The following is a 24,206-nucleotide window of genomic DNA, read 5'->3' on the forward strand; positions in this document are numbered from 1 at the left end:
TCAGCCCGCGAAGGCCGTGCCGGGCAGGCCCCGGCCCACGTCCGGCAGGACCAGCAGCGACCCCGCGAGCGGGTGCGGTGCGTCGAGGCCGGTGCGGGCGGTGGAGATGTAGAGGTCGCGCAGGTCCCGGCCGCCGAAGGCGCAGGCCGTGGGACGTCGCACCGGAAGTGCGACGACGCGGTCCAGCCTGCCGTCGGCCGTGTAGCGGCGCAGCGCGGCGCCGTCCCACAGCGCGACCCAGACGGCCCCCTCCGCGTCCACCGTCAGGCCGTCGGGGTAGCCCGCGCCCTCCTCCACGGTCGCGAACGCGCGGCGTCCGGTGACCTGGTGGCCGTCCACGTCGAAGACGTCGATCCGGCGGGTCGGCGTGTCGATGTAGTACATCAGCCGGCCGTCCGGGCTCCATCCGGTGCCGTTGCTGCACGCCACCAGGGGCAGCACCCGGGTGGCCGTGCCGTCGGGGGCGACCCGGGTGAGGCTGCCGCCGGTCTCGGACTCGTCGTAGCGCATGGTGCCCGCCCAGAGCGCCCCGTCCGGCGCCACCGCGGCGTCGTTCCCGCGCCGTCCCGGTTCGGCGTCGTGGACGAGCCAGCGGAAGGCGCCGTCCGCGTCGTAGAGCCCGATTCCGTCGCGCAGATTGACGACGAGGCCGCCGCCGGCCCGTGGCTTGGCCGCGCCGACGTGCTGTTCGGTGGCCATGACGGTCCGCCGGCCGTCCGCGGGGTCGTAGGTGTGGATGCGGGCGGAGAGGATGTCGACCCAGATCAGCCGCTCGGCGACCGGGTCCCAGGTCGGGCCCTCCCCGAGTGCGGCGTGCTCCCGTACGGCGACATCGAGGCGCGGGCGGCTCACTTCTCCCTCCGGTGGTGTCCGAGCCGGCCGGAGAGCGCCTCCGCGCCCTCGGCGGCGAGCGCGGCCAGTTCGGCCTCGCGCTCCTCGCTCCAGCGGATCATGGGGACGGAGACGGAGAGCGCGGCGACGACCCGGCCGGACCGGTCCCGTACGGGCGCGGCGACGCAGCTCACATCGGGGTTGGACTCCCGGTGCTCGACCGCGATGCCCCGTTCCCGTACGGAGGCGAGCGCCGCCCGCAGGGTCCCTTCGTCGGTGATGCTGTCGGGGGTCATCCCGGTGAGTTCGAGCCCTTCGAGGCGGGCGTCGAGCTCCCGTTCGGGAAGGGCCGCGAGGAGCATCTTGCCGACCGACGTGCAGTGGGCGGGCAGCTTGCGGCCGGCGGCCGACACCATGCGGACCGCGTGGGTGGAGTCCACCTTGGCGATGTAGATGACGTCGGTGCCCTCCAGGATCGCCACATGGACGGTCTCGCCGCAGGTCTCCGCGACCTGCCGGGCCACCTGCTGCCCCTCGGCCGCGAGGTCGAGCTGTTCGGCGTACCGGCTGCCCAGCTGGTAGGTGCGGACGCCGAGCCGGTAGCGGCCGGGCTGGTCGGGGATGGTGACCAGGTACGAGCGGGCCGCGAGCGTGGTCAGCAGCTCATGGACGGTGGTGCGCGGAAGCTGGAGCTTGCGGGTCACCTCGGGCGCGGAGAGCGTACCGTCGCCGTGGAGGAAGAGTTCGAGTACGTCCAGCGCCCGGGTCACCGCGGGGACGAGTCGCCCCATGGTCGTGCACCACCCTCTCGTGTTCGACATTCCGGCCAATGACCGGCATCACGAACACAGGCTAAGCGTGGCGCACTTGCCGGGGCAATGACGAGGTGATGTGCGGCACCTGGACCGACAGCGGATAAGGCACTTTCATCCCGGTATGGGGGCGAATGACCGACGGGTGGCGCCGCCGCGCAGGCGCCCGCGCGCATGCTTCGGGCGCGCCTGCCGGTTCGGCGGGGGCGCGCAGGGTATTCGCTGTTCCATGTCTTCACCGAGCTTCCCTTCACCTCTGCCGCGGCCCGCCGGGCTGCGGGGCGCCCTCCACCGGAGCGACCTGGCCGTGTTCCAGAACCTGGCGGGGCGGCACTGGCCGGCCGCCGGTCCCGTGCTGCCGCGGCTCAGCCGCAGCGCGAATCACGGGCTGCTGTGGTTCGGCGCGGCGGCCGGCATCGCCGCGTTCGGCGGCAGCGCCCGGGCCCGGCGGGCCGCGCTGCGGGGGATCGCGTCGCTGGCGGTGGCCTCGGCCGCGATCAACACGGTCGGCAAGGGGGCGGTGCGCCGTGAGCGGCCGATACTGGACGCCGTTCCGGTGATACGGCAGCTGAAGCGCCAGCCCGTCACCACGTCCTTCCCTTCGGGGCACGCCGCTTCGGCTGCCGCGTTCGCCACCGGAGTGGCGCTGGAGTCCAAGGGGTGGGGTGCGGTCGTCGCGCCCGTCGCGCTGTCGGTGGCCGCCTCCCGCGTCTACACCGGCGTGCACTACCCGAGCGATGTGCTGGCCGGTGCCGCACTCGGGATAGGGGCGGCGTTCGCTTTGCGCGGCCTCGTGCCGACCCGGGGTCAGCTGCCCGCACCGGGCAGGCCGCCCGCCGACGCGCCCGTCCTGCCGGACGGCCGGGACCTGGTCGTCGTCGTCAACCAGGAGTCGGGGACCGCCACGGCCACGGCGTCGCTGGTGCGGGACGCCCTGCCGCAGGCGGAAGTGGTGGAGTGCCCGCCCTCGGAGCTCTCGGCCGAACTGGAGAAGGCGGCCGGCCTCGGCCGGGCTCTGGGGGTGTGCGGGGGCGACGGTACGGTCAACCTGGCGGCGGCGGTGGCCGCCGTGCACGGGCTGCCGCTCGCCGTCTTCCCCGGCGGGACGCTGAACCACTTCGCGTACGACCTGGGCATCGAGACCGTGGCCGACGTGTGCGCGGCCCTCGGTTCGGGAAGCGCGGTCCGGGTGGACCTGGGCAGGTTCCGGCCCGGACCGGACGGGCCCGGAGGCGCCCACGGCTACTTCCTCAACGCCTTCAGCCTGGGCGTCTATCCGGAACTGGTACGGACCCGCGAGCGCTGGGCCCCGCGGATCGGCGGCTGGCCGGCCGGTGTCGTCGCGGCGTTCGAGGCGCTGCGCGGCCAGCGTCCGCTGGAGGCCGAACTGCAGGGCAGGAGACGGCCCCTGTGGCTGCTGTTCGTCGGCAACGGCCTGTTCCAGCGGGTCGGCCCGGCGCCCGGCCGACGGCACAATCTCGCGGACGGGCTGCTGGACGTACGCGTCGTGCACGGTGGCCGGACCCCCGGGCTGAGGCTGCTGGCGGCTGCCGTCGCCGGGCCACTGACCCGCTCCCCCATCCATGCGGCGGAACGGCGCCGGCGCATCCGCATCTCCGGGCTGAAGCCCGGAACCCCGTACGCGTACGACGGCGAAGTGGCGCACAGCACGGGTGACTTGATGATCGACAAGCTGCCGGAGGCGCTGACGGTCTACTGCCCCAGACCGGTGTGAGACCGGCCCGATCCGGGTGAGCGAGGGGCGGCCGACGCCGAGTCGGCCGCCCCTTCGCGTCGATCACCCTCCCACACCATGTCCATATAGCAAGATGCCCATCTCATCATTCGGCATCAGGGCATACGGTGACCGTACCGATCAGCGCTTTGCGGCCCGCGTTTCGCGGTTCGCTTTCGAGAGAGGATGCACGGTCATGCCGAAGGAGACCGCCGTCTACACCCACGGCCACCACGAGTCGGTGCTGCGCTCGCACCGCTGGCGCACCGCCGCCAACTCCGCGGCCTACCTCATCGGTGAACTCCGCTCCGGCATGAGCGTGCTGGACGTCGGGTGCGGACCCGGCACCATCACCGCGGACCTGGCCGCACTGGTCGCCCCGGGCCGGGTGACCGCGGTGGACACCACCCCGGAGATCCTCGCCCAGGCGGCCGACGCCGCATCCGAACGCGGACTGGAAAACGTCGAGTTCGCCGTAGCCGATGTGCACGCCCTGGACTTCCCCGACGACTCGTTCGACGTGGTCCACGCCCACCAGGTGCTCCAGCACGTCGGCGACCCGGTGCAGGCGCTGCGCGAGATGCGACGGGTCTGCCGGCCCGGTGGCGTCGTCGCAGCCCGCGACAGCGACTACGCGGCCATGAGCTGGTTCCCCGAGTCGCCGGTGATGGACGGGTGGCTGGAGCTGTACCGCCGGGTGGCACGGGCCAACGGCGGCGAGCCGGACGCGGGCCGCCGGCTGCTCTCCTGGGCGCGCGAGGCGGGCTTCACCGACATCACCCCGACGGCCGCCTCCTGGTGCTTCGCCACCCCGGAGAGCCGGGACTGGTGGAGCGGCCTGTGGGCGGACCGCACGGTCGGCTCGGTCTACGCGAAGCTGACGGTCGAGGGCGGCCACGCCACTGCCGAGGATCTCACCGCGATCTCCGAGGCCTGGCGCACCTGGGGCGAGCAGGGCGACGGCTGGTTCATGGTCCCGCACGGCGAGATCCTCTGCCGGGCCTGACCCCCACCGCCCGGGGCCGGACCCCAACGCCGGCCCCCGGGTCGCCCCGCTCCCCTCCGCCGAATCGATCACACACCGCTGACCGGCCAACTACCCTGTTCGGCATGGAAATCCTGGGAACCACGCTGCGTATCTGCGTCGACGACCTGGAGGCCGCGGTGGCCTTCTACGAGGGCCTCACGGCCAGTCCGGCGCTGCGCTTCGAACGCGGCGGGGTGTCCGTCGCCGCCATCGGCTGCTTTCTGCTGATGAGCGGCCCCGAGTCCGAACTGGAGATCCTGCGCAAGGTGACCGCGACGATCGCCGTGAAGGACGTCGACGAGGCCCACGCCTCCCTGACCCGGGTCGGCGCCCGCGTCATCGCGGGCCCGGTGCCCACCCCGGTCGGCCGCAACCTGATCGCGGTGCACCCGGACGGTTCGGTCTTCGAGTACGTCGACCGCAACCGGCCGGCCGGCTGAGACTCCCCCGGCATCAGCCCCGGGGCCGCATCCGGTAGTTGTACGCGTCCGGCAGCGGTTCTCCGGTGAGTTCGGTGAGTTCGGCCCAGACCTCGTCCAGGATCTCCGCACCCTCGCGCAGATCGGCGACCTCGAAGCCCTCGTCGAACAGGGCACGGGCCGCCACCCGGTCGCCCTCGGCGAGCAGCAGGCGCGCCTCCAGGAGGCGGAAGCGGCCCCGGAGACGGATGTCAGGGAGCAGGCCGGTCCAGACGGCGCGGGCACCGGCGGTGCGGCCCGCGGCCAGCAACGCCTCGATCGCCTCCCGGCCGAGGGCCGCCGTGGCCGCCGTCCATACCTCGCCGTCGTCGCGCCGCTCCGCGCACAGGTCGTCGAAGGCCTCCGTGTAGTGGTCGGCCGCCCTGTCCCGCTGGCCGCTCTCCTGGGCGGCGACGGCGAGGCAGCGCAGCAGCGGCCAGCGGGACGGGGCGAGCGCCAGTCCGCGCTCCCAGCTGCGCACCGCCTGGGCGCGGTCGTCGGCATGCCACTGGGCGACGCCGAGGTGGTATTCGGTGAGCGGTTCGGCGGAGGCCGTCTCCAGCATGTCGCGCCAGTGCGGGGAGACGAGGCTGGGCCCGGGCGGGGCGACGCGGCCCGGTTCGGGGAAGGCGCCCTGCTCCAGGAGCTGGAGCCAGGGCTCCTGCTGTTCGCCGAGCGTCGAGTGCGTGAACGGGGTGCCGGGCAGCTTGTATCCGGCGCGGCGTACTTCGAGGGCGCCCCAGCCCGAGCCCGTGGCGAGGATCTCGCCCGGCTCGGTGTCGGCACAGCGCCGCCACGCCTCGTACGCGGCGTCCACGGCGCCGCGCGGCAGTGCCTCGGCGAGGCGCTGCTCGGCCTCGGCCCGGGCAGCCGCCCAGTCGCCGCCGTGCACGGCGGCGGGGTCGGCGGCCAGCGGCCCGTACGACTCCAGCCAGCTGAACTCCCCGCCGGGCTCCAGCGGCACGTGCTCCAGCTGGGTCCGGGCCAGCCCGGCCTGGATCTCCGCGTAACCGGTGGTGCCGGGTTCGGTGAGCCACTCCTGCCAGCGGCGGCCACCGGGCCCGCTGCCCCAGAGGAAGAGCTTGCGGCCGCGCAGCAGATCGGTGGAGGTCTGGACGAGGCCGCGGCCGTGCTCGTCCAGGGAGGCGATCCAGCGGCGGGCGCCGTCGGGCACCTCGTAGAAGTAGTCCGCCGGGAAGTCGCCGCGCAGCGGGTAGGTCCGGTCGACGCCCCCGGTCTCGGGCATCGGGACCCGGGTCAGCGTCCGCTCGTACCCGAAGTGCCAGGCCTCGTCGGCGGGCGCCAGCACCCGGGTGTGTTCGCCCTCCGGGACGGCGATGTTGGACCACCAGTAGACGGGCGCGGGGTGTTCGTGCGGGTTGCGTATCCGGACGCCGACGTGGAGGAAGTCGGAGTCCTCCGGCAGCCAGAGATCGACCTGGAACGGCAGGTCGCGGAGCCGCTCCCACTCCCAGAGCCGGACCATCTCACCGCCGTCCGGTGCCGGGACCCGGGCGGCGTGCACCGGGGCGCAGGACAGGGTGGTGTGACCCGTCGCGCCGATGTTCCACTCGATGCCGCCGGAGAACCAGGCGCCGTTGAGCGCGAAGTCGGCGGGCTGCAGAACGGGGTTGGCGTAGACGAGGTCGCGGCCGTCCGCCTTGTGGACGAGGGAGTGGATACGCCCGCCGAGCCCGGGGAGCACGGTGGCCCGCAACCGGTCGTTCTCGATGACGATCGCTTCGAGGTCCGTGGGCGTGCGCTCGCGTCCGTAGCCGTCGAGGATCCGGACGGGAAGGACGGTGGCGAGGGGTTCGTGGCCGATCTGGCGCGCCATGTCCCGGGGCAGTGCCGCCCGGTCCCGGTCGTCGACGACATGCATCTCGTCCAGGGGCCGCAGCGCGGGCAGCGGATTCTCCGGCCCCGTCGCCGCTGCGGGCAGGGTAAGTACGGTGCGTCGTACGGTGGTGGCCACGGCAACCTCGCTCCCTCGCGCGGGCCGCCGCAGGTCCGGGCGCCCCCCGATGACCATGGAACACGCTGGACGCCGCCCGGACCAGGGGATCGGCCGTCAGACTTCGGCAAAAGCCGCGACCACCAGGTCGCTGAGCAGCGCGCCGGCCGTGCCGTCGGGGTCGAGATCGGGGTCGTAGACCGTGACGTTGAGGCCGACGCAGCGGGGCGAGGCGACCAGCGTCCGGAGCAGGGGGCCGAGTTCGCCGGGGAGCAGCCCGCCGTCGTCCGGGCTGTCGACCGCTGGCATGACCGAGGGGTCGAGGACGTCGGCGTCCAGGTGCACCCAGTACCCGTCGAGTTCCGGGCTCTCCAGGCTCCGCACGATGCCGCCCGCCAGTGCGGCGGCACCCTGCTCGCGGATCTCCCCGACGGTCGCCACCGGGATCTTCAACTCGGCGAGCTCGGTGCGATCCTCGTCGTAGTCGCGGATGCCCAGGATCCGCACGTCCTCGTCCCTGAGGTAGGGCCGCAGCCCCTCCAGTCCGGCGAGGTCGTCCTGCCCGCGCCCGGTGGCGATGGCCAGCTCCTCGCCGGCGGCGGCGCCGATCCCGTCGCCGTTGCCCGCATGCCGGAAGTCGGCGGACCCGTCGACCGACACCAGTCCGTACCGCCCGATCCGGCGCAGGGCGAGCGAGGCGCCCAGCTGGATGGAGCAGTCCCCGCCCAGGACGAGGCAGAAGTCAGCGGCACGCACATGCTGCTCGACGCGGTCGGCGAGGGTGCGGGTGTACCGGGCGATCGCGGCGGCGTTGAACACCCCGTCGCCCTCCTGCCACGCCCCGCGGTCGTAGCGGGGCGGTACGACGACCCCGCCCTCTGACGCGCCGAGCCGCTGCACGATCCGCTGCTCGCGCAGGGCACCGGCGAGCTTGTAGCAGCCGGGGACGGTGCCGGGGGCGGGTGGGCGAAGGCCCAGGTTGGAGGGGGCGTCGAGCACCACGATATTCCGCATGCGCCCCATCCTTCGCGCCGTAGGCTGTCACCTCAATCGATTTGCGGAATGCGACAGGAACGGCGGGAAACGATGGGCACGCAGCACACGTACCGGGTGATCGTGCGCGGCACGTGGGAAGGGCTCACGGACGAGGCCCGCGAGCGCCTGCTGGCCGAGGTGGAGCAGCACGGCCTGGCCGCGATGCAGTTCAGCGAGGAGGGTTCGCTGACCTACGACCGCGTGCTCAAGCACTTCAGCTTCCGGTACGTGGTGGTGTCGGACGCCGAGGACGGCGAGGAGATGGCCTCGGCGATCGCCGAGGACCGGGCGGAGACGGCGCTGCGGAAGGCCGGTTACGGGCACGGCGAACTGCGGTCCACCGCGACGGACATGGACACCATGAAGATCAACTTCAAGGGGCGGCGGGGGGCGGGGGCGGGGTGACGGCGGGCCGGCGACATCTGCGGCACCTCTGACCGGAGGACTTCCCGAAGGAGTCCCCACGTCTCCTGTGCCCATGCCGCCTGACACACGCGAGCCACGCCATCCGCGCGACCACCTGTACGAAGCCGGACCGAAAGGGGCACACCGACCCCGGGCCGACGCTCCCCGTGCCTCCGCGCACCCGGACCGGAAGGTCCGCCGATGACGTCTCCCGGTCGGTGACCCGCGAGAGCACCGTTGCTCCCGGCGGCGGTCCGGCCGACAGCCGGACGCGCCCCTGGTGCGCTGCACGAGGCCGGCGGCGCCGAGCGGTCCGGCTCCTGCCCCGTGACCTGCCGCTGCCAGGACATCGGCCTCACTGAACGCGGCGCGACCTCGCAGGAGCGTCCTTTTCCTCGTCCTCGTCGCTGTCGTCGTCCCCCGGCACGTGCACGTCGAGCACCTTGATGTTGATCTCGACGACTTCCAGCCCGGTCATCGTCTCCACCGCATCGGTGACATGAATGCGGATCTTCCTCGCCGTGTCCAGAATGAGCGTTCCGTACTCGACCACGATGTCGACATCGACGGCGGCCTGCTTCTCGCCCACCTCGACCTTCACTCCGCGGCCCGGGGCGTTGGAGCGGGACACCTTGTCCTTCATCGCTCCCATGGCCCGGGAAGCGCCGCCGCCGAGGGCGTGGACTCCCTCGGTCTCACGTACCGCTATCCCCGCGATCGTCGATACGACGGTATCCGCGATGACCGTCGTCCCCTTCGTACCGCCCGCCGATTCGTTCGATCCGAGTGTCGTTCCGTTTTCACTGCCGTTCGTCGCCATGAGTACCTCGCAGCGAGAGTTCCGGGAGGGGCCAACCGGAAGCGGCGGACCTTTTCCACCGCCCTTGCCCCCTTCCACGGTGCTCCAGGATCCGGGCGTACGCCATTCGAGTACCGACAAGGGCAGCGTATTCGTGTCCGCTCCCTTGCCTCCCGCCCTCAGTTCCGGGGCAGCAGGGAGCCCAGGGGCCCGAGGTCGAGATTGAGGTCTTCCAGCCGTACACCGTGCTGCTCGCAGAGCTCTCCCATGCGCTGATCGAGCATCATCAGCGTCGTGCCGATCTCATCGGTCTGATCGTCGGTCAGGTCGCCTTCGTCGATGCGCCGCAGGGCTTGCCGTTCCATCAGCTGCCGGAGCAGTTCGACCACCGTGAGCACCAGGGTGACCAGATCGCGCCCCATCTTCTCGGAGTCCAGGTCCACTCGTGAGGTCGTCACAGCGGCCCGCTGTCTGCCCAGGGGGCGGGAACACGCTCGTTCACCGACGACAGCAGTGCATGGAGTGAGACACGTACGAGTGGTACGTCGGCGATGGCGATGACGAGGTCTCCACTCACGACCACCCCGGTCGCCAGGACACGGTCCAGCAGATCGACCAGTGGCACGCCGATCGGGCCGCTCAGGCCGCCGGGCCCGTCCCACGGAACTGCTTCATGCGTCACGGACTACACCTCGCCCACGAAGGAGTAGGGGACCCAGGGCCCGGAGACCTCGATGTGCGCCCCGGTGCGTTCTCGCAATCCGGCGACCAGCAGGTCCAGTTCGGCGGCACGATGCCCCGCTACCAGATAGGTCGCGTTCAGGACCTGGACACGACGGTCATCAACGGCTCCGCTGCCGTGCGGCCGGAGCCGGCGGGACTCCGCGGCGAGGCGGCTCACGTCCGCGTCCACGGCATCTGCTACCCGCAAGGCATCCGCCTGCCGCTGCTCTCGCTGCGACTGCAGGTTGCGCTTACGCTCCAGATAGGCCCTGCCCGCTCCAGGGGCCGGGCGCGTCCGGTCCGCCGCCGTAGCTGTGCGCTCCTGCGAGGGACCGTCGCCCGCGCTCGGCGAGACGGGCGCGTAGACCTTGATCCCCCATTCGGCATGATGCGCGATACGCTTCAGTGCTGTGCGAAACCGTGTCGACTCACTCGCGAGTGCGCGTGCGGCCCTCTCGTCTCCGTTGTACAACGTGGCCAGCGGCAAGGGAATCGTGGGGAACCGCGCGGCGACTTCCGAGACGACCTCGTGGTGGGCACGCGCGTATCGTTCGAGTTCAGCCTCGTCGGTCAGCCGTTTCTGCCAGACCTCGTCCGTGAAGTCAGCCGCTCGAACGGTCTGCACGATCGCTGTGAGCGAGCCGATGCGAAGGGAGCGCACCGGTTCGTCCTGCGTGACCCCGGTGAGACGTTCCACGTCGGGGTCCCCCTCCGTGCGGCAGACCGCGAACACGTAGACGGCGTTCGTGTCCGGTGTTCCTGTGCTGCGCTCCGTCATGAGCCCCTGTTCTTCCTCTCCCTGGCTCATCGCAAGTCCGGCGATGTCTCTTCGGAGCGCGATTCAAGTGCCTCAAGCCGCGCCCGCAGCTCTCGGTTCTCGTCCTTCAGGGCGTCCCTCGCCGCGTGAGAACTGAGCGCCGGATCGGTCTCCCACCAGTCGATCCCGGCCTTCTTCGCCGTGTCCACGGAAGCAACGAAGAGCCGAAGGCGAATGGTGAGCAGCTCGATGTCGAGAAGGTCGATCTTGATGTCCCCGGCGATCACGATTCCCTTGTCGAGGACGCGCTCGAGGATGTCCGCCAGGTTGGTGTTCTGCGGCCCGGCTGCAGGATAGGAAGCGTCCTGCCGGAAGTCGAGATCAGTCACTTCGCGCTCTCCGTGATCGCTGCTTTGCGGACGTGGACCGCCTTCTGCGCGGTGCCTCTTCCTCGTCCTCCGGCTCTTCCTCTTCTTCTTCCTCTTCCTCCCCTTCTTCCTCTTCAGGCTCCTCCTCGTATTCCTCGTCCGTCAGCGGCTCCTCATCCTCGCCGTCGTCCTCCTCTTCCTCGTATTCGTCCCCCTCAGGGTCTTCCTCGTTGCCGCCTTCTTCCTCGTTCTCTGCTTCTTCCTCTTCCATGGCCTCTTCGTGCGATACGACTACTTCTCCGTCGCGGATCTCGCCACGCCACGCTTCCGGTTCCTCTTCCGTGAGTGTGACGTACCGCTGGAAGTGCTTGAAGTCGAGCCGGATCCGTCGTCCTTGCACGCGCCAGAGGTTTCCCGTCTTCTCGAAAAAGCCGGACGGGTAGTACTCGATGACCAGGACGATGCGTGTGAGGGACGGTGCCAGTTCGTGGAAGCTCACCGCACCTCGCGTCGTCCCCTTGGCACCCTCGGATGTCCAGACAATGCGTTCGTCAGGGATCTGCTCCTGGACCGTTGCCTTGAAGCTCCGGGAGGAGGGGCCCACCTTGACCTTCCAGTCGCTCGACATCTCCTCGTCCATCGAGACATCGCGCACGCCCTTGGCGAAACTGCTGAACTGGTCGTACTGGGTCCAGTGGTCGTAAGCGGTGCGGAGGGGCACTCCCACATCGAGAACCTCGATGATGTTCATGACCTTTCCGCCGCTCGCCTTACGTTTACCCTGGCCGCCGCCAAAGGCCTCCTTGGCCTTCTCCACGACGTTGTCCTTGACACCTTTGGCCTTCTCCGAGACGAACGCCTTCACCGGCGAGTCGCCCTGGAGGATGCGAGAGCCGATGGCCGGCAATGAGCCGCCGTTGTCCGCGACATCGTTCAGCTGAGCGGTGACATCGGTCAGCTTGTCCCCTGCCTTCTCCGCGAGCTTCTCCACCTGCGTGCTGAGAAAGCTGGACAGCTCACCGCGGAGTTTGTCCATTCCTGATTCTTCGGCCTCTTCGGTCTCTTCCGACTCAGGCTCTGCATTTTCCGTCCTGGCCATGACTCGCTACCTCCGACCGCTGGAGCGCTTGGATGCGGCTCGCTTGGACGATGACTTGCCTGCTGCCGTCTTCTTGGCCGCCGCCTTCTTCGCCGGGGCGGTCTTCTGGGCTGCAGCCTTCTTCGCCGAGCCGCCGGACTTCTTTGCGGCCGCCTTCTTCGCCGGGGCCGCCTTCTTGGCTGCAGTCTTCTTCGCCGGGGCGGTCTTCTTGGATGCAGCCTTCTTCGCCGAGCCGCCGGACTTCTTTGCGGCCGCCTTCTTGGCCGGGGCCGTCTTCTTGGCTGCGGTCTCCTTCTTGGCCGGGGCGGTCTGCTTCGCCGTGCCCGACGACGTCCGGCGCGGCGCGCGCCTTCTCGGCTGCTCCTCCTCGGGTTCTTCTTCTTCCTCTTCTTCCTCTTCTTCCTCTACTGGCTGCTCATCCTCTTCATCGCCCTCCTCCGGCTCCTCCTCGTACTCCTCGTCCTCGTACTCCTCGTCCTCGTACCCCCCGTCCTCTTCCACGGGTTCCTCTTCGTCCTCGTACTCGTACTGGCCCTCGTCGCCCTCGTCCTCCGGCGGTTCGAGGAGACGAGCCGTGCGCTCACTGATCGAGCCGGCCAACGTGCTCATGCTTCGATTGGCCGCAGCGGTCATGGCCTTACGGCCCGCGTCGAGAACCTCGCCCCTGAGCTGCTCCTGGAGTTCAGCGACCTGGGGGACCTCGCCGAGTCGACGCATACCCTCTGCGGCCAGTTGGCGGGGCTCCAGACCGAAGCGTCGGCCTGCGAGATACGTGGCGACACTGAGAGCCAGTCGCCCCTTCTTCGTCCGACCCAGCACGTAGCCGCCGACTACTGCGACCGCGAGGGTCAACTTCGTCTGGTCTTCCATGAGCACGTCACCTTCGATCACTCTGTGCCGGGCCGATCCGTACGGCGTCCAGCCGGTCCAGCAAGCGTTCCTCTTCGCGTTCGAACTCCTCCAGGCTGATCTCTCCGGATTCCAGTTCCTGATTGAGTACCGCCAACTGCGCACGCAACACGGCGGGATCGTGCAGCTCGCGCTCGGCCGCGTCATTGAGCTTCTCCGCCACCCAGATCACGCCACGCACCGGCGCGATCGGGAGCGTGAGCAAACCGGTGATCAGCCCCATGTCAGTTCCCGCCCACCAGCACAGATCGTGCCTCCGCCGAAACGAAGCTGTAGCAGGGAAGCGGGCCGGCGGACCGGATCTCCGCATGCTCCCGGAAATCCGCCCCGAGGCTCTGGGCCCGCAAGAGGAAGGCTGCGCTCTCGGCACGGTCGACGAGAAAGGACTCGTTCAGTACGCAGCCCGGGACCTCGGGTCCCTGGACGGCCGCCCTGGCAGCAGGCGCGAGTTCGCGAAGGACCCGCTGCCCTGCGGCGGCTGCCCGCCTGGTGAGAGCACCGGAGATGGCCTCGCCCAGCCGGAGGCTGGCCTCGTAGCCCGGGTTCTTCCGAGCTGCCGCACGGAGTTGGCGCACGCTTTGGTCCTCGGCGACAAGCGCCTCCAGCGCATTCTGCGCGGGAAGAACCTTGACGTTGATCTCGATGCGGCCCGCGAGTCGGTCCAGGGTGGCGGCATACTCGGATTCGCCGGCGGCCAGTTGCGCGAGCACCGCCTGTTCGTCAGCCGCGACCATGCCGAACCGCATGGGGAGCACCGGACCATCGTCAGCGAGGCGCATCAGAAGGTTCTGGTGCGCCAGCAAATCGCGCCGTCGGGCACGGAGCTGCGGCGGCGCGTCGCTGACGACCGCCACGAGCGGACCCTGGTTGACGCCCCTGAGGACCGCGGGCGGCGATCCGACGCCGACCGCTTCCTTCGGAAGCTGCGTCGCGGCCCGCAGGATCGCGTAGACATACACACCGTCGGTCGTCGCGCTCACGCTCATGCCTCCACGCGCCGTCGTCGGCTCTCACTGCTGCGGGCAGGCGCACGTCGCTTCTTCGGCCGCTCCTGCGGCTCGTCCTCGTCCTCGGACGAGTCGTCGCCACCACCTACTGCTTTGCGTACGGTGTCGCCGACGGACTCGGCCGCGTGACGCACCTTGCGTTTCCCCACGGACTTCGCCACACCGCCGCCGAGAAGCTCGGGAACGGTGGTGCTGCCGGAATCACGTTCAAGGTCCAGCCGGTTGCACGCCTCCGCGAAGCGGAGGTACGTATCCACACTCGCGACAACGATGCGCGCGTCGATCTTCAGGATCTCGATGCCGACCAGCGAAACCCGGATGAATACGTCGATGACCATGCCACGGTCAAGAATGAGCTCCAGCACGTCGTACAACGTCCCGGCGCGGGGCGGGCAGGCCACTACCTCGTCCGAGTAGGTGGTTGCGGGCATCGAGAGTCCTTCCAACAGAGGGCGAAACGCGGGTCACTCGTCGGCTGCACCACGTCGGTATCGCCGGACCCTGCGGTATTGCAGGAGTTCGCCGTCGTGGTCGAGCTGCACCTCGTACGAGGCGAGGAGGCTTGTGGTGTCGGGGATCCGTGGCACTTCAAGAACGTCCACCACCACGCACCAGCCGTCGTCCTCGCGCCGCACGGCGGAAACCCCCTCCGTGGGATGGCCGATCAGCCCCTCCAAGCTCTTGCCGGCAGCACGAGCCGCATACTCCGGTCCTCGCGCCGGTCGTCGGGCGCGGGAGGAGGCCGCCGTCTTCGAACCCCCGTGTGTGCGACGTTGTTCTGCCATAAGCCCAGTCTCGTCACTCCCGTCGGCCGCGCATCTTGAGCGGATCCATCGGAGCGTGACGTGAAGGCGTATCGCCTGACCCGTGCAGGGTGTTCACGGTCATCAGGGCCATCGCCAACCATTCTCGTGGCACTGGCAGCTAACGTTGCTCTTCCGCGTACGTGAATGCCTCTCGATGCTCGTCATGGCTCTCTCGCCCGTCCCGCGCCCTCAAGGACAGGTCCGAGCACAGCCTCCGCGCCATCTCCCGTGCGTCGTCCCGCGGCGCCGTCCCCTCGACGTACTCCAGAATTTCCAGCAATGCCCGGAGCTCACCGCTACGCAGCGCAACCTCGACGACTTCTTGCTGCCCGGCGGTCAGGGCGCTCACCACACGCTTTTGGCAGGAATCGACCTGCAAGCGGGCGAATCGGCTGTCGTAACCCCATGATTCCGTACCTCCACTGGCGGCGTCGAAGACGGCGAGCCGCCGAAGAAGTGATTGCGGCTGCGCGTGCGGAGCTCGATAGAAGGGCCGCTCGTCACTTCCCGAAAATTCGGCATCCAACTGGACCTCGGAAAGGAACGCGGCCACCCGGCGGGGTTCGGGCGTCAACCCGCCTCCCATCCATCGAGCAGACTCCATCAGCGTCCGGCCGGCTCCCTCGGGGATGGAGAAGAAGCACCAGCCCGAAACGCCGCACCAAAGAAGCCCTGCGTCCCGGCCCTCCCCGAACACCTTTCTCCGGAAGGCACGGGTGAACTCCACGCTTCCTTCCACGTCCGCCCCGAACGCGTCCTGGCTGGGGTCGTCATAGTCTCCGTACGAGGAAATGGAGGAGACGGGGAGGCCTTCGTCGAGAAGCCTGCCGGCGACCGCCACCATGTAGTGACCGATGGCGGCTTCGAGGTCGTCCCTCATTTGCTGCGCGCGGTCTTCCTCGTACACCACCAGGGTTCTCCTGTGTTCCGGGTCCGGCGTCGGTCCTGTCTCCCCAAGCCGGTTTCCCAGAAAACCGCAGTTCACACCGGGTGCGGCAGCCATGTCTCCTGCGTCGGCCCCAGTGGCGAAGGACCCCGCTTCTGCCGGCTCAACCCGCGCTGGGCGCCGCCGCCGAGCACCCCCTGGTCCTCGATGTCGCGGCGGAGCACCTCCGTGAGCGGTTCGCCGCGCGACGCGCCCCCCGCGGCGACGCGTGCATTCCCCTGCACCGGACCATCCGCCTGGAAGGCCCCACCGCTGCGGATCCTGCGGTACAAGGCGTGCCCGGCACAGTCCATGACCGCCTGAATGGCGCCCGTCCCGCGCGCGGCCCATCCTGGACATGCGGCGACCGGTCGCCGCCACTACGACGGCGAGAGGCGGCCATGGCCGGATCACCTCTGGGCATGCCACGGCGCGTGCTGACCCTGCCGGGCGTCTACACTCCGCAACGCGACACGCACCTCCTCATGCGGGCTCTCACCCGGGAGAACATCAGCACCGGAACGCATGTCCTGGAGCTGGGGACCGGCAGCGGGGCCCTGGCAGTTCACGCCGCCCGGTTGGGCGCACGCGTCACCGCCGTCGACATCTCGCACAGGGCGGTGCTGTGCGCCAGGCTGAACGCCGCCCTCCACCGCAGCCGGGTCACCGTCAGGTATCGCGATCTGTCCGCTCTCGACGCGGGACGGTACGACATGGTGATCAGTAACCCCCCGTACGTTCCCTCGCCGGCCGCACGGCCCCCGTTGCGGGGCAGAGCCCGTGCGTGGGACGGCGGTCCGGACGGCCGCGCCGTCGTCGATCGGGTCTGTGCGACTGCCGCAGCCGTCCTGCGCCCCGGCGGAACACTGCTCCTGGTCCATTCGAAAATGTGCGGCGCCCAGACCACGATCGATGTCCTCGCGCGGGCGCGTCTCCACGCGGAGGTCATCGACCGTGAGCTCATTCCCCTGGGCCCCGTCCTGCGCTCCCGACTGCCGTGGCTCCGTGATCAGGGGCTGATGGACGACACGGGACAGGACAAAGAGGAACTGGTGGTCATCCGTGCGCGACGCATCTGACTCCCGCCGTGTCCGTCTCGTACCCGGCGGACCGCTCCTGGTGGAGGGACCCGTCACCGTCGCCGGACATGACGGCGTGGCCGTCACCTCCGAGCGCTTCATGGTGGCGGTGTGCACCTGCCGTCGCAGCCGCCGCTATCCCTGGTGCGACACCAGCCACCGCAGCCGCGCAACCCCGCCTGCCAGGACCCGGACCGACGGGGCCACCGACCCGGAATCAGGTGCGACAGCATGACCAGCGCGCTCTACTCCGAATCGCGCGACGTCGGACCGGCGCTGCCCATCTCGCGCGGAGTGCTCTCCCGCGCCGTCGTGTCGGCCTTGCGGGACGGACACGCACCTCTGGTGGATCCGCAGGCCGTATCCGGGGCCGATCCCTATGGGGACGATCTCCAGCTCGCGCTCTATGTCCTCTACGAGCTGCACTATCAGGGATTCGACGGGGTCGGTGACGACCGTGAGTGGGACCCTGACCTGTTGCGGCTGCGTGGCGCCCTGGAGAGCCGCTTCCTGACCGCCCTGCGCACGGATGTGCCCGGGAAAGCCGACGCGCGTGCCGCACTGGACACGATCCTCATCGAACCGGCCGTCGACGACGGCACCGGAGTGAGCGGCTTCCTGCAGAACGAGGGCCTTCTCTGGCAGGTCCGGGAGTACTCGGCGCTCCGCTCCCTCTACCACCTCAAGGAAGCCGACCCGCACGCCTGGGTCATCCCCCGGCTGCACGGCCGTGCGAAGGCCGCCATGGTGGCGGTGGAGTACGACGAGTTCGGCGCCGGACGCGCCGAAGACATCCACGCCCGGCTCTTCGCGGACCTGATGGACGACCTCGGCCTGGACCACACGTACGGTCACTACCTCGACGCCGCCCCCGCGCAGGGTCTGTGCACGGTCAACGTGATGTCGCTGTTCGGTCTGCACCGGGCGTTGCGTGGCGCTCTCGTGGGGCACTTCGCCGCCGTGGAGGTGACGTCATCTCCCGGATCCCGGCGGCTCGCAGAGGCGATGCGGCGCACAGGTGCCGGGCCGGCGGCCGCGCGTTTCTACGACGAGCACGTCGAGGCAGACGCGGTGCACGAGCAGGTCGTCCGCCTGGAGGTGATCGACCCGCTCCTGACGGCCGAGCCAGGCCTGGACACCGACGTGGCCTTCGGCGTCCAGGCCACCGGTCTGCTTGAGGACAGACTGGGTGCGCTGCTGCTGGAGGCCTGGCGAGGCGGCCGCTCCGCCCTGCGCATCCCGCTGCCGGCAACCGCACGGCATCCCGGCAGCCCATGAACCAGCCCACGGGGCCCGTGATGCCGGGTCCGATGACATCGCGGCGGTGACCGCCGGGATCGGACGGCGTGTACACAACACGGAATTGGGTCGGCGCCGCAGCGCCCCACCCCCGCCTCGCACCCCGACTCGCTCCACCGAAACAGGGACCGAAAGTTTCGAGAGCGCTCACACTTCGAAGTCGCCTTCACGGCGACATCGCGACCTACCCCCCTCCTCTTTTCATTCACACCCACGCTGACGTGCACAAGTGTGTTCCATGACGCCATCGGTGTTTCGGAAACATTACGGAAACCGTTGACAACTCCCTTGCCAGGCCCGACTGTTGTGTCGCCCCCGGCCGTGCAAGGGATGCGCGCGGCCGGGCTGTGTCACCTCATCGATGAACGCCGACGTGTGCTCGGCGTGTCTTTTGGTCACAGACCGCGCTAATCGCGAGGAGGAAACACCGTATGAGCGACACCTCCCACCACTCCGACCCACGGCATGTCAGCCGCAGGAAACTCGTCCTCGGCAGTGCCGGGGCGCTGGTGGCGGCCGGGACGGCAGGGCTGCTCCTGCCCGGCACGGCGCGCGCCGCAACCGTGCTCACCAGCAACGCGACCGGAACGCACAACGGCTACTACTACTCCTTCTGGACCGACACCCCGGGCTCCGTCAGCATGACGCTGTCGGACACGGCCGGCTCGTACAGCAGCCAGTGGAGCAACGCGAACAACTGGGTCGGCGGACTCGGCTGGAGCAACGGCAGCCGTCGGGCCGTCACCTACTCCGGCTCGTTCAACCCGGGCAGCAACGGTTACCTCGCGCTGTACGGGTGGACCGCCAACCCGCTGGTCGAGTACTACATCGTGGAGAACTTCGGTCCGTACAACCCCGGTTCGGCCGGCACGAGGCGCGGCACGGTCACCGACGGCGGCGGTACGTACGACATCTACGAGTCCACCCGGACCAACCAGCCCTCCGTGGAAGGCACCAAGACCTTCCAGCAGTACTGGAGCGTCCGGCAGAGCAAGCGCAGCAGCGGCACGATCAACACCGGTGCGCACTTCGACGCCTGGCAGGCGGCCGGGATGCCGATGGGCGCGTTCAACTACTACATGATCATGGCCACGGAGGGCTACCAGAGCACCGGCAGCTCCAGTGTCAGCCTGGGTGGTGGCGGGACCACGCCCACCACTCCGCCTCCGGGCGGGGAAACCACGCCTCCTGCGGGCACGGGTGCCTGCACCGCCACGTACCGCACCACCAGTTCGTGGAGCGACGGCTTCAACGGTGAGGTGACCATCAAGGCGGGCAGCAGCGGCGTCACCGACTGGAAGGTGCCGGTGACGCTGGCCGGCGGCCAGACGGTCACCTCGCTCTGGAACGGGACCTCCAGCCGGAACGGGAACGTTCTGACCGTGACCCCGGCCGGTTACAACCGCACCCTGGGCGCGGGGCAGTCGACGTCGTTCGGCTTCACCGTCAGCGGACCCAGCAGCCCGTCCCCGTCGGTCGGCAGCTGCAGCGTCGGCTGACCCCGGCGTCCCGCGTACCCGCACGTTCCGGCGCGGTGCCCCGACGGGCACCGCGCCGTTCGGCTTCGGGCCGGACGAGCCACACGACTCTCGGGCGAACCATCTGAAAATTGTGGATATGAGGGCAAACCTTCGTACCGGTGGCCTCGAATGCCTGGTAGAGAGCGTTCACGTACGGCTCCCTCGAGTCGCGTTCGACGTGGTACGCGCCCCTCCCGAGGGAGTTCCCCATGCCCGGAGCGCAGGTCACCGCCTTGTCCCCGCCTTCCGGGGACGCCCCTGCCCGGCACGACCCCTCCCCCGAACCGGTCGCCCGCACCGAAGCGGCGTTCGCCGCGGTGCTGGCCGAGGTCATGCGACTCGATCATGTGGCGGCCGACAGTCACTTCTTCAAGGACCTGGGTGCCGACTCGCTGGTGATGGCCCATTTCTGCGCGCGGGTACGGAAGCAGGCCGGCCTGCCGCCGGTGTCCATGCGGGACGTCTACGCGCACAGCACCGTCCGGGGCCTGGCCCTCGCGCTCACGGACGCCGAGCCGCCGCGTCCGGTACTCGCTCCGTCCACCCCCGCGCCGGCTGCCCCTTCGGGCAGTCCGCGATTCGTCCTGTGCGGGGCGTTGCAGTTGCTGACGTTCCTCGTCTACTCCTGCCTCGTCGCGTTCACCGGTGTCCGGGGCTACGAGTGGATATCCGCCGGGTCCGGCGTGCTCGACGTGTATCTGCGCGCGGTCGTCTTCGGCGGCATGGTGTTCCTGGGGCTGTCCCTCGCACCGATCCTCGCCAAATGGGTCCTCGTGGGGCGCTGGAAGGATCGGCGGATCCGCATCTGGAGCCTGGCGTACTTCCGTCTCTGGGTCGTCAGGACACTCGTCCGCTCGAATCCGCTCGTCCTCTTCGTCGGATCGCCGCTCTACACGCTCTACCTCAGGGCGCTGGGCGCGCGGATCGGGTCGGGCGTCGCGGTCTTCTCCCGCCATGTGCCGCTCTGTACCGATCTGCTGTCCATCGGTGACTTCTCCGTCATCCGCAAGGACTGCTTCTTCACGGGCTATCGCGCCCGTGACGGTCTCATCGAGACCGGGACCGTCACGCTCGGGAAGAACGTGCTCGTCGCCGAGGCCTCGGTGCTCGACATCGGTACGGCGCTGGGCGACGGCGCCCGGCTCGCCCATGCGTCCGCCCTCCACAGCGGGCAGACGATACCCGCCGGTGAGCACTGGCACGGCTCACCGGCCCGGTGCGCCGACGGGGAGTACCCGGTGGTGGAACCCGCGTCCTGCGGCTCCGTACGCAGGTCGGTCCACAGCGCCACGCAGTTGCTGAGCGCGCTGCTGGTGTACCTGCCGCTGGCCGTCGGAGGCCTCGGGATCCTGCTCGCCGAGGCCCCGCAGCTCTCCGCGGTGCTGGAGCCGGGACCCTCGATCCTCACGACATGGGTGTTCTACCGCGATGCCCTGGCCCTCTCCTTCGTGCTCCTCTTCGTGATCATGCCGCTCGGCTTCCTCGCACTCGCCGTCGTCCCCCGGCTGCTCGCCCGCGCCCTGGTGCCGGGCAGGGTCTATCCGCTCTACGGCTTCCACTACGGGGTACACCGCGCGATCACCCTTCTGACCAACCGGCCCTTCCTCACCCGCCTGTTCGGCGACAGCTCCGCCGTGGTCCCCTACCTTCGTCTGCTCGGGTACGACCTCTCCCGGGTGGAGCAGACGGGGTCGAACTTCGGGACCGAGGTGAAGCACGAGACGCCCTACCTGAGTACGGTCGGTACCGGCACGATGGTCGCCGACGGACTCTCGGTCAACAACGCCGAGTTCTCCAGCACATCCTTCCGCGTCTCGCGCACCGCCATCGGTCCGCGGAACTTCCTGGGCAACCGGATCGCGTACCCCGCCGGGGGCCGGACGGGCGCCAACTGCCTGCTGGCGACCAAGGTCATGGTCCCCGTGGACGGAAGGATCCGCGAGGACGTCGGCCTCCTGGGCTCGCCCAGCTTCGAGATACCCCGGTCGGTCCAGCGGGACAGCAGCTTCGACCTCATGAAGACCGGTGAGGAGCTGCGTACCGGCCTGACCGCCAAGAACCGGCACAACGCCGCCACCATGGGGCTGTATCTGCTGGTCAGGTGGGGCTTCGCGTTCCTGGTGACCCTGGTCGTCTCGGCGTCCGCCGAGCTCTACACCTCGGTCGGCGCCGCGGCCGTCGCACTGGGCAACGTCCTGGTCCTGCTCGTCAGCGCCGCCTACTTCGTCCTCGTGGAACGCGCCGTCATCTCCTCCCACCCGCCGGGCCCGCTCTTCTGCTCGATCTACGACGTCCGCTTCTGGCGGCGTGAGCGCTTCTGGAAGGTGCCGTCGGAGCTGTTCCTCAAGACCTTCGACGGGACTCCGTTCAAGGGACTGATCTGGCGGCTGCTCGGTGCTGACCGGGGAAACCGCCGTCACCACCGGGTACGCGGCAGGCGCGGCCTCCGGTCCGTTGCCGTGCCGGCTGACAACCGGTGGCGGCTCGTGGCGGACGCTGCTGCTGCACGCCGACCGTACGGAGTCGGAGCTGCTGGCCCACAAGGGCTTCCCCGTCGACGCACTCCGCTCGGAACTGGGTCTCCCCGCCACCGCGCCCGCCGTGGTGTTCGATCCGGCCGGCGGCAGCGAACCCGTACGGGACGCGGTGCTTCAGGTGGCGGTCCTCCGCCGCGGCCACGGGACCGTGCTCCGGCTGCGGTACGCGACCGAGGTGCTCGACGAGGCCTCCGCCACCAGAATCGCCGGCTACCACCTCACCGCGCTCAGCCTCATGGCGGCCCGTCCCGACGCGGCGCACGGGCGGCAGAGCCTGCTGTCCCCCGAGGAGCTCCGCCATCAGGTCGACGGGCTCGCCGGACCGCACCGCGAACTCCCCGGCCTGCGCTTTCATGAACTCTTCGCCCAGCAGGCGCGCACCCGCCCGGACGCTGTCGCGGCCGTTCACGGTGACAGGCAGTGCACCTACCGGGACCTCGACCGTCGCGCCAACCGGCTGGCCCACGCCCTGCTGGACTCGGGCCTCGGCCGGCAGGACGTCGTCGCCGTGGTGACGGAACGGAACCTGGACTGGCTGACCGCGGTCCTCGCCGTCCTCAAGGCCGGCGGCGTCTACCTGCCCGTCGAGCCGCACTTCCCCGCCGCCCGGATCGCCACGATGCTCACCCGGGCCGGCTGCGCACGGGTGCTCACCGAACCCGGCAGCACCACCACGCTCGATCGTGCCACGGGCTCGCTGCCGGGGGTGCGGACCTCGTTCGTCGGCACACTCTGCGAGGAGAACCACGAGGAGTCCGACCCCGGTGTGCCGGTCGGCCCCGAGGATCTCGCGTACGTCATCTTCACCTCCGGCTCCACCGGCGAGCCGAAGGGCGCGATGGTGGAGCACGCGGGCATGCTCAACCATCTCTTCGCGAAGATCGACGACCTGCGGATCGGGGAGGGCGACGTCGTCGCCCAGACCGCACCCCAGTGCTTCGACATCTCCCTGTGGCAGCTCCTCTCGGCCCTGCTGGCCGGTGGACGCACGCTGCTGGTCGGCCAGGAGGCGATCCTGGACGTCCGGCGGTTCGTCGACACCCTGGCCGACGGCCGGGCCGGCGTCCTGCAGGTGGTTCCGTCCTACCTCGACGCCGTCCTGGCCTTCCTGGAACGGCACCCGCGCGAACTGCCGCGGCTGCGCTGTGTGTCCGTCACCGGCGAAGCCCTGAAGAAGGGGCTCGTCCGGCGCTGGTTCGCCACCGTCCCCGGGGTCGCGCTGGTCAACGCCTACGGGCTGACCGAGACGTCCGACGACACCAACCACGCGGTCATGGACCGGGTGCCGGAGACGGAGAGTGTGCCGCTCGGCCGTCCGGTCCGCAACGTACGGGTCTATCTCCTCGACGAACACCTCTCCCCGGTGCCGCTGGGCGCCCCGGGTGCCATAGCTTTCGCCGGGCTCTGTGTCGGCCGGGGATACATCAACGACCCGGACCGGACACGGGCGGTCTTCCTGCCGGATCCGTTCCACCCGGGCGAGCGGCTCCACCTGGGAGGGGACTACGGCCGCTGGCTCCCCGACGGGCAGCTGGAGTTCCTCGGCCGCCGGGACGCACAGGTCAAGATCCGCGGGTTCCGGATCGAGACCGGCGAGATCGAGAACGCTCTGCTGCGGGCACCCGGTGTGCGCGACGGCGCCGTGGTGGTCGCCGAACAGGCCGGGCAGGGACGGCATCTGACCGCCTTCTACAGCGGCGCACGCCCACTGCGGCCCGATGCCCTGCGGGACCTGCTCGCCGCCACTCTGCCCGCGTACATGCTTCCGTCGGTCTACCACTGGCAGGAGGCCCTGCCGCTGACCGCCAACGGGAAGATCGACCGCCGGGAACTGACCGCTCGGGCAGCCGAGTCGGGGCCCGCCGCGCACGGGGACGGCGGCGAGCCGCCGTGTACGCCCACCGAGCGGCGGGTGGCGTCGGTCTGGGCCGAGGTGCTCGGCGTCCCGGCGGACCGTGTGGGCCGGCGGGACAACTTCTTCGACCGCGGGGGCACCTCGCTCTCGGCGGTCAGGGTGGCGGTCTCCCTGGACCGGGAGGTCTCGCTCAAGGACCTGGTCCGTCACCCCGTACTCACCGACCTGGCCTCACTCGTCGACGAACGCTCCACCCCGTGAACCGA

At 70.0% G+C, this 24,206-nt stretch carries 26 protein-coding genes and 1 pseudogene; 10 read left to right on the plus strand and 17 right to left on the minus strand.

Features of this window, described 5'->3' with window-relative positions:
• On the minus strand, positions 1-852 hold the full coding sequence (locus OG959_RS03315; protein WP_326656462.1) for an SMP-30/gluconolactonase/LRE family protein: 852 nt from the start codon (positions 850-852) through the stop codon (positions 1-3).
• Positions 849-1,622, minus strand: coding sequence for an IclR family transcriptional regulator (locus OG959_RS03320; protein ID WP_326656463.1), 774 nt, complete (start codon positions 1,620-1,622; stop codon positions 849-851). The genes OG959_RS03315 and OG959_RS03320 overlap by 4 nt, the downstream gene beginning before the upstream one ends.
• A 250-nt stretch (positions 1,623-1,872) precedes the next feature.
• Between OG959_RS03320 and OG959_RS03325 the strand changes: the two genes are divergently transcribed.
• The 3 genes from OG959_RS03325 to OG959_RS03335 all read left to right on the plus strand — a co-directional run bounded on the left by OG959_RS03325 (position 1,873) and on the right by OG959_RS03335 (position 4,845).
• Positions 1,873-3,378 (plus strand): bifunctional phosphatase PAP2/diacylglycerol kinase family protein, encoded by a 1,506-nt coding sequence (locus OG959_RS03325; RefSeq protein WP_326656464.1) that lies wholly within the window; start codon positions 1,873-1,875, stop codon positions 3,376-3,378.
• Positions 3,379-3,574: 196 nt separating this feature from the next.
• Positions 3,575-4,384 (plus strand): class I SAM-dependent methyltransferase, encoded by an 810-nt coding sequence (locus tag OG959_RS03330; RefSeq protein WP_326656465.1) that lies wholly within the window; start codon positions 3,575-3,577, stop codon positions 4,382-4,384.
• 104 nt (positions 4,385-4,488) lie between these two features.
• Positions 4,489-4,845 carry a VOC family protein gene (locus OG959_RS03335; RefSeq protein ID WP_326656466.1) on the plus strand — a complete coding sequence of 119 codons (357 nt, stop codon included), beginning with the start codon at positions 4,489-4,491 and terminating at the stop codon, positions 4,843-4,845.
• Positions 4,846-4,858: 13 nt separating this feature from the next.
• On the opposite strand, the gene OG959_RS03340 is transcribed toward OG959_RS03335, so the two are convergent.
• The gene (locus OG959_RS03340; RefSeq protein ID WP_326656467.1) at positions 4,859-6,838 is read right to left on the minus strand and encodes a DUF5107 domain-containing protein; all 1,980 of its coding nucleotides are present in this window, start codon (positions 6,836-6,838) and stop codon (positions 4,859-4,861) included.
• Positions 6,839-6,934: 96 nt separating this feature from the next.
• Positions 6,935-7,831 (minus strand): arginase family protein, encoded by an 897-nt coding sequence (locus OG959_RS03345; RefSeq protein ID WP_326656468.1) that lies wholly within the window; start codon positions 7,829-7,831, stop codon positions 6,935-6,937.
• A gap of 72 nt (positions 7,832-7,903) precedes the next feature.
• Here OG959_RS03345 and OG959_RS03350 point away from each other — a divergent pair, with 72 nt between their 5' ends.
• Entirely contained in the window at positions 7,904-8,257 is a 354-nt protein-coding gene (locus OG959_RS03350) for a DUF6204 family protein (RefSeq protein WP_326656470.1), read from the plus strand.
• A 355-nt stretch (positions 8,258-8,612) separates the two neighbouring features.
• Here the strand turns inward: OG959_RS03350 and OG959_RS03355 are convergent, their stop codons facing one another.
• The 13 genes from OG959_RS03355 to OG959_RS03415 all read right to left on the minus strand — a co-directional run bounded on the left by OG959_RS03355 (position 8,613) and on the right by OG959_RS03415 (position 15,895).
• A complete protein-coding gene (locus tag OG959_RS03355; protein ID WP_326656472.1) occupies positions 8,613-9,077 on the minus strand; it encodes an Asp23/Gls24 family envelope stress response protein in 465 nt (154 codons plus the stop codon).
• 158 nt (positions 9,078-9,235) lie between these two features.
• Entirely contained in the window at positions 9,236-9,514 is a 279-nt protein-coding gene (locus OG959_RS03360; protein ID WP_326656474.1) for a gas vesicle protein K, read from the minus strand.
• Complete coding sequence (locus OG959_RS03365; protein WP_219571957.1) at positions 9,511-9,738, minus strand: gas vesicle protein; 228 nt, start codon at positions 9,736-9,738, stop codon at positions 9,511-9,513. Before OG959_RS03365 ends, OG959_RS03360 begins: the two co-directional genes overlap by 4 nt.
• 3 nt (positions 9,739-9,741) lie before the next feature.
• Complete coding sequence (locus OG959_RS03370) at positions 9,742-10,557, minus strand: GvpL/GvpF family gas vesicle protein (RefSeq protein WP_326656477.1); 816 nt, start codon at positions 10,555-10,557, stop codon at positions 9,742-9,744.
• Positions 10,558-10,583: 26 nt separating this feature from the next.
• Positions 10,584-10,925 (minus strand): gas vesicle protein, encoded by a 342-nt coding sequence (locus OG959_RS03375; RefSeq protein WP_326656478.1) that lies wholly within the window; start codon positions 10,923-10,925, stop codon positions 10,584-10,586.
• Positions 10,918-12,003: an SRPBCC family protein gene (locus tag OG959_RS03380; RefSeq protein ID WP_326656479.1), complete on the minus strand. Its 1,086-nt coding sequence runs from the start codon at positions 12,001-12,003 to the stop codon at positions 10,918-10,920. The genes OG959_RS03375 and OG959_RS03380 overlap by 8 nt, the downstream gene beginning before the upstream one ends.
• Before the next feature lie 6 nt (positions 12,004-12,009).
• Positions 12,010-12,873 (minus strand): histone protein, encoded by an 864-nt coding sequence (locus OG959_RS03385; protein ID WP_326656480.1) that lies wholly within the window; start codon positions 12,871-12,873, stop codon positions 12,010-12,012.
• A 7-nt stretch (positions 12,874-12,880) separates the two neighbouring features.
• Positions 12,881-13,135: a gas vesicle protein GvpG gene (locus OG959_RS03390; RefSeq protein ID WP_326656482.1), complete on the minus strand. Its 255-nt coding sequence runs from the start codon at positions 13,133-13,135 to the stop codon at positions 12,881-12,883.
• Between the two features lies 1 nt (position 13,136).
• Positions 13,137-13,898 carry a GvpL/GvpF family gas vesicle protein gene (locus tag OG959_RS03395; RefSeq protein WP_442805532.1) on the minus strand — a complete coding sequence of 254 codons (762 nt, stop codon included), beginning with the start codon at positions 13,896-13,898 and terminating at the stop codon, positions 13,137-13,139.
• Positions 13,895-14,350: a gas vesicle structural protein GvpA gene (locus OG959_RS03400; protein WP_326656484.1), complete on the minus strand. Its 456-nt coding sequence runs from the start codon at positions 14,348-14,350 to the stop codon at positions 13,895-13,897. Before OG959_RS03400 ends, OG959_RS03395 begins: the two co-directional genes overlap by 4 nt.
• Positions 14,351-14,383: 33 nt before the next feature.
• Complete coding sequence (locus OG959_RS03405) at positions 14,384-14,704, minus strand: gas vesicle protein GvpO (protein WP_326656486.1); 321 nt, start codon at positions 14,702-14,704, stop codon at positions 14,384-14,386.
• Positions 14,705-14,843: 139 nt separating this feature from the next.
• A complete protein-coding gene (locus OG959_RS03410; RefSeq protein WP_326656487.1) occupies positions 14,844-15,635 on the minus strand; it encodes a hypothetical protein in 792 nt (263 codons plus the stop codon).
• Positions 15,636-15,706: 71 nt separating this feature from the next.
• Positions 15,707-15,895: a hypothetical protein gene (locus OG959_RS03415; RefSeq protein WP_326656489.1), complete on the minus strand. Its 189-nt coding sequence runs from the start codon at positions 15,893-15,895 to the stop codon at positions 15,707-15,709.
• Positions 15,896-16,051: 156 nt separating this feature from the next.
• Here OG959_RS03415 and OG959_RS03420 point away from each other — a divergent pair, with 156 nt between their 5' ends.
• The 6 genes and pseudogenes from OG959_RS03420 (at position 16,052) to OG959_RS03445 (ending at position 24,201) form a co-directional block, all read left to right on the plus strand.
• On the plus strand, positions 16,052-16,729 hold the full coding sequence (locus tag OG959_RS03420) for a HemK2/MTQ2 family protein methyltransferase (RefSeq protein ID WP_326656490.1): 678 nt from the start codon (positions 16,052-16,054) through the stop codon (positions 16,727-16,729).
• The gene (locus OG959_RS03425; protein ID WP_326656491.1) at positions 16,713-16,964 is read left to right on the plus strand and encodes a CDGSH iron-sulfur domain-containing protein; all 252 of its coding nucleotides are present in this window, start codon (positions 16,713-16,715) and stop codon (positions 16,962-16,964) included. Before OG959_RS03420 ends, OG959_RS03425 begins: the two co-directional genes overlap by 17 nt.
• Positions 16,961-18,007 carry an iron-containing redox enzyme family protein gene (locus OG959_RS03430; protein WP_326656493.1) on the plus strand — a complete coding sequence of 349 codons (1,047 nt, stop codon included), beginning with the start codon at positions 16,961-16,963 and terminating at the stop codon, positions 18,005-18,007. The genes OG959_RS03425 and OG959_RS03430 overlap by 4 nt, the downstream gene beginning before the upstream one ends.
• A gap of 452 nt (positions 18,008-18,459) precedes the next feature.
• Positions 18,460-19,527: a glycoside hydrolase family 11 protein gene (locus OG959_RS03435; RefSeq protein ID WP_326656495.1), complete on the plus strand. Its 1,068-nt coding sequence runs from the start codon at positions 18,460-18,462 to the stop codon at positions 19,525-19,527.
• A gap of 230 nt (positions 19,528-19,757) precedes the next feature.
• Positions 19,758-21,902 (plus strand): annotated as a pseudogene (locus tag OG959_RS03440) (Pls/PosA family non-ribosomal peptide synthetase); the annotation flags it as partial.
• 358 nt (positions 21,903-22,260) lie between these two features.
• The gene (locus OG959_RS03445) at positions 22,261-24,201 is read left to right on the plus strand and encodes a non-ribosomal peptide synthetase (RefSeq protein WP_326656497.1); all 1,941 of its coding nucleotides are present in this window, start codon (positions 22,261-22,263) and stop codon (positions 24,199-24,201) included.
• Positions 24,202-24,206: the final 5 nt, after the last annotated feature.

The organism is Streptomyces sp. NBC_00385, from assembly GCF_035917155.1.
Classification (GTDB): Bacteria; Actinomycetota; Actinomycetes; order Streptomycetales; family Streptomycetaceae; genus Streptomyces; species Streptomyces poriferorum.